Annotated in this window: 6 protein-coding genes and 2 pseudogenes; 3 read left to right on the top strand and 5 right to left on the bottom strand. The window is 69.2% G+C overall.

Going from position 1 to position 7,982, the window contains the following annotated elements; all coding sequences use genetic code 11:
• The 5 genes and pseudogenes from ACIQ3R_RS12195 to ppa form a co-directional block, all read right to left on the bottom strand.
• A pseudogene (locus ACIQ3R_RS12195) lies at positions 1 to 1,003 on the bottom strand (S9 family peptidase); the annotation flags it as partial.
• A gap of 61 nt (positions 1,004 to 1,064) precedes the next feature.
• On the bottom strand, positions 1,065 to 3,014 hold the full coding sequence (locus ACIQ3R_RS12190) for an alpha/beta hydrolase family protein (RefSeq protein ID WP_397418855.1): 1,950 nt from the start codon (positions 3,012 to 3,014) through the stop codon (positions 1,065 to 1,067).
• Positions 3,015 to 3,345: 331 nt separating this feature from the next.
• Entirely contained in the window at positions 3,346 to 3,786 is a 441-nt protein-coding gene (locus ACIQ3R_RS12185; RefSeq protein ID WP_397418853.1) for a DUF1178 family protein, read from the bottom strand.
• 24 nt (positions 3,787 to 3,810) lie between these two features.
• Positions 3,811 to 4,626: a carbon-nitrogen hydrolase family protein gene (locus tag ACIQ3R_RS12180; RefSeq protein ID WP_397418851.1), complete on the bottom strand. Its 816-nt coding sequence runs from the start codon at positions 4,624 to 4,626 to the stop codon at positions 3,811 to 3,813.
• A gap of 182 nt (positions 4,627 to 4,808) precedes the next feature.
• Positions 4,809 to 5,339 carry an inorganic diphosphatase gene (gene ppa, locus ACIQ3R_RS12175; protein ID WP_397418849.1) on the bottom strand — a complete coding sequence of 177 codons (531 nt, stop codon included), beginning with the start codon at positions 5,337 to 5,339 and terminating at the stop codon, positions 4,809 to 4,811.
• Positions 5,340 to 5,520: 181 nt separating this feature from the next.
• Between ppa and ACIQ3R_RS12170 the strand changes: the two genes are divergently transcribed.
• The 3 genes and pseudogenes from ACIQ3R_RS12170 to ACIQ3R_RS12160 form a co-directional block, all read left to right on the top strand.
• On the top strand, positions 5,521 to 6,210 hold the full coding sequence (locus tag ACIQ3R_RS12170; RefSeq protein ID WP_397418847.1) for a glutathione S-transferase family protein: 690 nt from the start codon (positions 5,521 to 5,523) through the stop codon (positions 6,208 to 6,210).
• Positions 6,191 to 7,348: a tRNA epoxyqueuosine(34) reductase QueG gene (queG, locus tag ACIQ3R_RS12165; protein ID WP_397418845.1), complete on the top strand. Its 1,158-nt coding sequence runs from the start codon at positions 6,191 to 6,193 to the stop codon at positions 7,346 to 7,348. Before ACIQ3R_RS12170 ends, queG begins: the two co-directional genes overlap by 20 nt.
• A gap of 190 nt (positions 7,349 to 7,538) precedes the next feature.
• Positions 7,539 to 7,982, top strand: a pseudogene (locus ACIQ3R_RS12160) (aspartate-semialdehyde dehydrogenase); the annotation flags it as partial.

Below are 7,982 nucleotides of genomic sequence, written 5' to 3'. Positions count from 1 at the left end.
TGCGGCGATCCGCCGACCAGGACTCCAGCGAGACCCGGGCGCCCGGAAACGCGGCGACCACCGCCTTCCAGACCCGCTGATCCTCCTGACCGTCGAAGGCGAAGATCTCTTCGTCGCCTTCGATCCGGAAGGTCCCGATCAGTCGACCGTCACGGTCCCGGACCGGCGCCTCGTTGGGGCGGACTGTCACCGGCGGCGGCGCGGGCCCGCCGTCGCGACGCACCTCGGTCCATGTGCGGGCGCCCTCGTCTGTTCCCTGTGAATAGATGACGCCAGCGCCATCGCGGCTGAGGCCGACGACAAACGGCGGGTCGAGAAGGCTGCGCGCGGTCGCGGCTTCCCGCCATCGGCCCTGGTCGCGGATCAGCAGGCTCCAGGCTCCGGAGCCCCGATTGAATTCCTGGCGCGCCAGCGGCTCGCCCTCGGGATCGACCACCCAGCCGACTGTGTCGTCCGAACCCTCCAACAACAGCCGATTGGTCCCCGCCGCCGGATCGACGCCGAACAACGACAGGCGCCCGCGATTGCCGCGAAACACCACGGCCCCAGCGAACACACGGGTCTCGCCGTTGCGCTGGCGGGTCGTGGGGACTTCGAAGATCATCTGCAGGTCGGCCAGAGTGTTGCGCATCAATGGCTTGATCTCCTTCGTCCGGAGATTGACCAGGCTCCCGAACAACCACTCCCCGCGCCCGTTGACGACCTCGAACGCGGTCGTCGTCGCGGAATAGGCGAGGATCAGGTGCTGGTCGCCCGCCCAGCGGACGGCGCGGAGCTTATGCTCGCCGACAAAGCCCCTGAGCGTCACGGCGTTGTCGGCCAGTTGCTGGACGACGATGATCCGCTGCTCGCCGTTGGTGACGCTGAGGGCTACGGCGTGCCCGCTGGGTGAAATCTCCACCGCCTCGACGGCGGGAAGTCGCCCGTAGGCCTCAAGCGGCGCGGCGGCCGCGGCGCCCGCGACGCCAAGAACCAACGCCAGACCCAGGATCAGCCACCGCATCCGACCACCCCCCGCACAACGTCAGATTGCCGGGGGACGACGCCGCTCGCAAGCGCTGGAATCAACGGGGCGGATTGTGCGCTTCCAGGAAGCCGACCACGGCGTTCAGCATGCCGACGCGGGTCTCGCCTCGGGACAGCCAGTGGTCTTCGCCGGCGAGGATCGTGAACTGATGTGGTTTGCCGGCCGCCCTCAGCGCATCCGCCATCATCCGGCTCTGTTCCAGGGGCACGACCGTGTCGTCACGGCCGTGGACCAGAAGGATCGGGATGCTGACCTTATCAAGATGCTTCGCCGGTGAGATCTCGGTGAGCACCCGTTCGCGATCGGACTCGGCGCCCATGAAGCGCGTCCAGTAACGGAAAGCGTCGAGGCCGTTCCGGTCCTTGGCCCAGGACACGAAGCAATTGAGATCGGAGATGCCCGCCACCGAAGCCGCACAGCGGTAGACGCCGGCGTCCAGCGTCGCGCCGGCCAGGGCCGCGTATCCGCCATAGCTGGCGCCGACGATGCAGACCCGCTTGGGGTCTATGATCCCCTGTCCGGCCAGATGCCGCACGCCGTCGGAGAGGTCCGTCTGCATCTTGCGGCCCCACTGGCCGAAGCCGGCCTGCAGATGATCCCAGCCGAACCCGTCGGATCCCCGGAAGTTTATCTGCAGCACCGCGTATCCGCGCGAAGCCAGCGCCTGCGCCCACCAATCGAACCCCGGCGTGTCGCGCGCGGCCGGACCGCCATGCGGCAAAACCACCAATGGCAGGGCCTTGGCCTCGCGGCCGCGAGGAGTCGTCAGATAGCCTGAGAGGTCCAGACCGTCGCTCGCCTTGAAGCGGACCGGCCGCATCGGGGCGATGTCCTCGGGCATCAGCTTTTCGTATTCGGCGCCCAGCCACTCGGCCTTGCGCGTCGCCAGGTCGATCAGGGCATAGGCCGGACCGTCCGTCGGGGAGTCCGCCCGGACCACGATCTTTCGTCGATCGTTCGACCAGGTCTCCCGGCTGACACGATCCCCCTTGAACGCCGCATGGACGAACTCCCAGGCGCGCTGGTCCGCCGGATCGAAGAACGTGTATCGGCGCTCATCGCCCACGAGGACATGGTAGCCGATAAGCCGGCGGGTGCCCGGATCTCGGATCAGCCCATCGGCGACCATTTCCAGCGGCTCGCCCCAGCCGGCGGCGGTCACCTCATAATGGCGGTCGCCGGCCTCGTTCGGTTCGGTGACGATCACCGAACCGGGCTTGCGCCCCAGTCCGCGGAGATAGGGCCGGTCGAGCAGCGCCTTCACTGAGCGACTGACAACCCAGCCGGCGCCCTGGCGAAGCTTCAGCGTCCACTGGCCGGTCCTTTCGCCATAGTCCGAGCGAGCGAGCGGGGTCCCGTCTTCGCCCAGTATGATGGCGCGGGTCTCCGGCTCACCGGCTTCCACCAGCCTGGGCTGGTTGGTGCGCATGTCCATCTCGAAGACCGTGATCACCCCATACCGATCGGGGAAGGTGATGCCGTAGAGGAACAGCGTCGGCTTGCCGCCGATCATGCGGACTGCCGGGAGGTCGGCCAGAGTGTTGAGCGACGCGCCCATGTTGGTGTTGGCGTCCCGCATGCGGGAGCCGGTGGTCGAACGGCTGAGCGATCCCCTCAACAGGGGCTTCACCTCGCGCGTCGGCAGGTTGAGCCGGTAGGCCATGTAGTGTTCCTGGCGTGGAGCGATCACGCCGGGAATCGTGCCGGTGCGGGAGGTGGTGATAATCAGGTCCTCTCCGCCCACCCAGTCCAGGGCGCGGATCTTGACCTCGCCGATCCCGAACGACTGCACGGGCCCGTCGGGCAGTGTCTGCACGCGGATGACCTGGTTCTCACCGTCGGAGACGACGGTCGCCAGCTTGGAGCCGTCGCCGGAAAGCTCCATCGAAAGGATGGTCGGCAGGCCGCCATAGGCCTCCAGCGGCGCGGCGCGCGCGGCGCCGGACGCCCCCACCATCAACACCAGCCCCAGGATCAGCCCACGCATCCGACACGCCCCATGCTCGCGCCACCCCGCAACGTCAGATTGCCGGACCATCGTTTCACTCGCAAGTGACGGCTCAGTTCACCCTCGGCTTGACCCGCAGGCGGTCGTCGATGGCCTGGGCGCCCAAAATGTTCTTTATTTGTTCTTGTTCGGTCGGGACGACTGCGCTAGGCTTCCGTGTTCGGTCACGCCCCGAAAAAGCCCCGCCGGAATGCCCGCAAGATTTTCCATGGAATTTTCCCAGGCGGCCGTTTTGACCGCGCGCGCCCTCGGGCGCGCCTGTGAAAACACCGTGGCTATGTCTGGTATGCGGAAAATCTCGGCGGCCGGCTCAGTTCAGCTGCGTCTTCCCAGGCGGGGCATCCGGCAGCGGGGCGACGGGCACGCCGTCTTCGACCAGGGCGCGGACCTCCTTGGCGGTCGCCTGGCCGTAGATGCCGCGCTCCTCGGACCGCCCCTCGTGGATAGCGCGGGCCTCGCGGGCGAACGTATCCCCGACATCGTCGAAATTGGCCTCGACATGGGCGCGGATGCGGCCGGCGGCCTCCATCATCATGGCGCGCATGGCTTCGGGGTTGGGCCCCTCGGCGGAGGTCGCCGTGCGTTTCGTACCGGCCACGGCGGGGGCCATGATCTGCTTGGCCACCTCGGGGCTGTCGCAGACCGGGCAGGCCAGCAGGCCGCGCGCCTTCTGGTCGTCAAAGTCGGCCGAGGCGCTGAACCAGCCTTCGAATTCGTGGCCATGGGCGCAGGCCAGGGCGTAACGGATCATGCGAGGATCATGGCGCCTGCGCCCTCAGGGACCGGTGAAGGCGCGCGCGTTGGCGAGCGCGGGGATGGCGGCGCGCGCCTTGTCGGCGGCGGCGGGGTCGATGTCGGCCAGCAGGACGCCGGGCTCGTCATGATCCAGCGTCGCGACGATCTCGCCCCAGGGCCCGACGACGATCGAGCGGCCCCAGGTCCCGCGCCGGTCCTCGTGGAAGCCGCCCTGGGCGGCGGCCAGCACGAACGATCCGGTCTCGATGGCGCGGGCGCGCATCAGCACCTCCCAATGCGCCTCGCCGGTCGGGCGGGTGAAGGCGGCGGGGATGGTCATCACCCGGGCGCCGGCCAGCGCCAGGGCGCGATAGAGGGCCGGGAAGCGGAGGTCGTAGCAGATGGTCAGTCCGAACCGCACGCCCTCGACCTCGGCGACCACGGCCCGGTCGCCCGGCTCATAGACCTCGCTCTCGCGGGCGGTCTCGCCGGTGGGCAGATCGACGTCGAACATGTGCAGCTTGTCGTAGGTGGCGGCGATGTCGCCATCGGGGCCGATGAGGATCTGGCGGTTGGCCACCTTGCCGTCGCCGCGCAGCACCAGGGCCGAGCCGATGTCGATGGTCACGCGCAGGGTCCGCGCGGCTTCGCGAAGGCCGGTGACGACCGCATCGTCATCCTGGAGCGCGAGACGGGGCAGAAGCGTCTCGCGATGCTTCTGCAGGATGTTGGTCCCCTCAGGCGTCAGGATGAACCGCGCGCCAGCACCCGCCGCCTCGCGCACCATCGGCAGCACGTGGTCAAGCGCCGCGGTCTGGTCGGCGGGTGTCCGGGTCTGGATGAGAGCGATCCGCATGGGACGATGTTCCTAGCGGTCCGGCGCGCGGGCGGCAAACCTGTAACCACGGAACCCACGGAACTCACGGAAGAAAAGAACCGAGCTCATGGAATCGCCTGCCTGACCGTTTCCTGGCGACGGCGCGGCGCCCTCTGCGGGTTTGTTCGGTGAGTTCCGTGGGTTCCGTGGTTCCAGACCGCTCACGCAGTCCGATAGCGCTCGATGGACTGGCGGATGATGTCGGCGGCTTCTTCCGGGTCGGCCCAGCCGATGATGTCGACGCTCTTGCCCTTTTCGAGGTCCTTGTAGTGCTTGAAGAAGTGGGCGATCTGCTCGGTCAGGATCACCGGCAGGGCGCGCCAGGAATCCACCCCGGCATAGAAGGGGTGGAGCGCATCCACCGGCACGGCCAGGATCTTCTCATCGCCGCCCGCCTCGTCGCGCATGATCAGGGCGCCCACCGGCCGGGCCCGGATGATGGCGCCGGGCACCACCGGCGTCGGCCCCACCACAATGATGTCCATCGGATCGCCGTCGTCGGCCAGGGTGTGGGGGATGAAGCCGTAGTTTCCGGGATAGAACATCGCCGTATGCAGGAAGCGGTCGACGAAGATCGCACCCGACTCCTTGTCGAGCTCGTACTTCACCGGCTCCCCGCCCTGGGGGATTTCGATCAGCGCGTTGACGTCGTAGGGCGGGTTGGCGCCCACGGGGATTTTCGACAGGTCCATGGTCGAGTCTCTGACCGAAGCGGCGGCCCGCGTAAAGCTCGGCCTGCCGGCCGGGCCCGACCGGCAGGTCGCCCCCGGCGCGCAGCCTGGGGACGGCTGGCTGTCGTGGTAAACCCCGCCTTAAGGCCCCGGCGGTCAGTTGGCGTAAGAACGATTCGCGTCGGAGGCGCGTATTCGCCCCATGACCGTCGATCGCACGCTGCACCAATTCCCGCTCGACCCGGCCTCGCGGCTGGTGCGCCTGGCGCTGGGCGAAAAGCGGCTGCCGTTCGTGGAGGTGTCCACCCGCTACTGGGAGCGCCCGCGCGAGCTCACCCGGATGAACCCCTCGGGCCTGGTGCCGGTGCTGGTCGAGCGGGCCGGCGAGGCGGCGCCGCTGGTTCTCTGCGAACCGCGCGCGATCCTGGATTACCTGGAAGAGGCCTATCCGGAACCCGCCCTGCTGGGCCGCGAAGCGGCGGAACGGGCCGAGGCGCGGCGGCTGCTGACCTGGTTCGAACGCAAGTTCGAGTTCGAGGCCTCGGGCTTCATCCTGCACGAGAAGATCGAGAAGCGGCTTCTGAGCCTGGGGCCGCCGGACCTGGGCGCCCTGCGGCAGGGGCGCGATGGCCTCAAGCTGCACCTGCACGTGCTCGAAGACCTGCTGGCGGCGCGCGAGTGGCTGGCGGGTCGCCGGCTCTCGCTGGCCGACTTCGCGGCGGCCTCGCACCTCTCGGTGATCGACTATTTCGGCGACGTGCCCTGGCGGGACTTCCCGGCGGCCAAGACCTGGTACATGAAGCTGAAGTCCCGGCCCTGTTTCCGGCCGCTTCTGGCCGACCGGTGGCCGGGCTTGGCGCCCGCCGGCCACTATGACGACCTCGATTTCTGACGCCGCCAAAGACAAGGCCGGCTGGATACGCGAGCGCGCCGCCGCGCTGGGCTTCGACATCTGCCGCTTCACCGACCTGGACGACGCCTGGCCGGCCGCCGCGCGCCTCGAGGCGTTTGTCGAAGCCGGCCGCCACGGCGAAATGACCTGGATGGCCGAGACGGCCGCGCGGCGGGCCCATCCCCGGGCGATGTGGGCGGAGGCCCGCTCGGCCATCGTGCTCGGCCTGAACTACGGACCCGCCGCCGACCCGCTCGAGATCCTGGATCGGCGGGATCGGGGCGCGATCAGCGTCTACGCCCAGGGCGACGACTATCACGAGGTGATCAAGCCGCGCCTGAAGACCCTGGGGCGCGAGCTGCAGACGCGGCTCGGCGGCGAGCTGAAGGTCTTCGTCGACACCGCGCCGCTGATGGAAAAGCCGCTGGCCGAACGCGCCGGCGCCGGCTGGCAGGGCCGCCACACCAACCTGGTCAGTCGCACCCATGGCTCCTGGCTGTTCCTCGGCGTGATCCTGACCACGCTGGACCTGCCGCAAGACCCGCCCGAACCCATGGCCTGCGGGACCTGCCGCGCCTGTCTCGACGTCTGCCCGACCGACGCCTTCCCGGCGCCGTTCCAGCTCGATGCGCGACGCTGCATCTCGTACCTGACCATCGAGCTGAAGGGCCCGATCCCGGTCGAGTTCCGGGCGGCGCTGGGCAACCGCATCTACGGCTGTGACGATTGCCTCGCGGTCTGCCCCTGGAACAAGTTCGCGCAGGTCGCCCGGGAGCAGAAACTGGCTGCCCGGCCCGAACTCAACGCTCCGGCCCTGGCCGATCTGGCGGCCCTGGATGACGCCGGCTTCCGCACGCTGTTCGCCAAGAGCCCGGTCAAGCGCATCGGCCGCGACCGCTTCGTGCGCAATGTGCTCTACGCCCTGGGCAACGCCGGTGATCCGGCTCTGATGACCGCCATAACGCCTCGCCTCGATGACCCCTCGGCGCTGGTGCGCGGGGCCGCGGTCTGGGCGCTGGGCCGACTGGCCGCGGCGGCGGACATCGAGGCCCAGGCCGCCGCGCGCGCCCCGGCCGAACCGGATCCCGATGTGCGCGCAGAGTGGGCCGCCCTTTACAATCCGGACCTCCGCCGCTAGACGCCGCGCCCATGTCCGTGGCCCCGACCATTGCGATGATCCGGAAAACGACCCGCTTCGGCGGGGCGTCCGGCGCGCGCGTGGCCAAGGCCTAGCGACCCCCGGACCGCCCCGCCGACGCGCGGGGCCGGCCAAACGCCTAGACGGTCAACACCCCGCGCTCCGCCCCCAAACTGGAGACGCCTTCGCCATGACCAGCCCCCGCACCCTGCCCGCCCGCCCCGCCATCGCCATCGTCGGCGCCACCGGCGCTGTGGGCGTCGAACTCATCCGCTGCCTGGAAGAGCGGAACTTCCCGCTCTCGACCCTCAAGCTGCTGGCCTCGCCGCGCTCGGCGGGCCGCACCATGGACTTCAAGGGCCAGCCCCTCGCCGTCGAACCCCTGGGGGATGACAGTTTCGCCGGCGTCGATCTGGCGCTGTTCTCGGCCGGAGCCTCCATCAGCCGCGCGTTCGCCCCCAAGGCGGTGGCCGCCGGGGCGCTGGTGGTCGACAACTCTTCAGCCTTTCGGATGGATCCCGCCACGCCGCTGGTGACACCCGAGGTCAACGCCTTCGCCATCGCCGAGCATCGTGGCGTGGTGGCCAACCCCAACTGCGTGGCGATCATCGCGGCCGTCGCCATGGCGCCGCTC

The sequence above is a fragment of the Phenylobacterium sp. genome (genome assembly GCF_044371015.1).
Lineage (GTDB): Bacteria > Pseudomonadota > Alphaproteobacteria > Caulobacterales > Caulobacteraceae > Phenylobacterium.
This window is presented reverse-complemented; position numbering and strand designations above follow the sequence as displayed.

Excerpts from the sequence above, each read along its gene's own strand:
- queG (WP_397418845.1), top strand. The coding sequence starts at position 6,191 with ATGACGACCTCGATTTCTGACGCCGCCAAAGACAAGGCCGGCTGGATA.
- ACIQ3R_RS12185 (WP_397418853.1), bottom strand. The coding sequence starts at position 3,786 with ATGATCCGTTACGCCCTGGCCTGCGCCCATGGCCACGAATTCGAAGGC.
- ACIQ3R_RS12180 (WP_397418851.1), bottom strand. The coding sequence starts at position 4,626 with ATGCGGATCGCTCTCATCCAGACCCGGACACCCGCCGACCAGACCGCG.
- ACIQ3R_RS12190 (WP_397418855.1), bottom strand. The coding sequence starts at position 3,014 with ATGCGTGGGCTGATCCTGGGGCTGGTGTTGATGGTGGGGGCGTCCGGC.
- ACIQ3R_RS12170 (WP_397418847.1), top strand. The coding sequence starts at position 5,521 with ATGACCGTCGATCGCACGCTGCACCAATTCCCGCTCGACCCGGCCTCG.
- ppa (WP_397418849.1), bottom strand. The coding sequence starts at position 5,339 with ATGGACCTGTCGAAAATCCCCGTGGGCGCCAACCCGCCCTACGACGTC.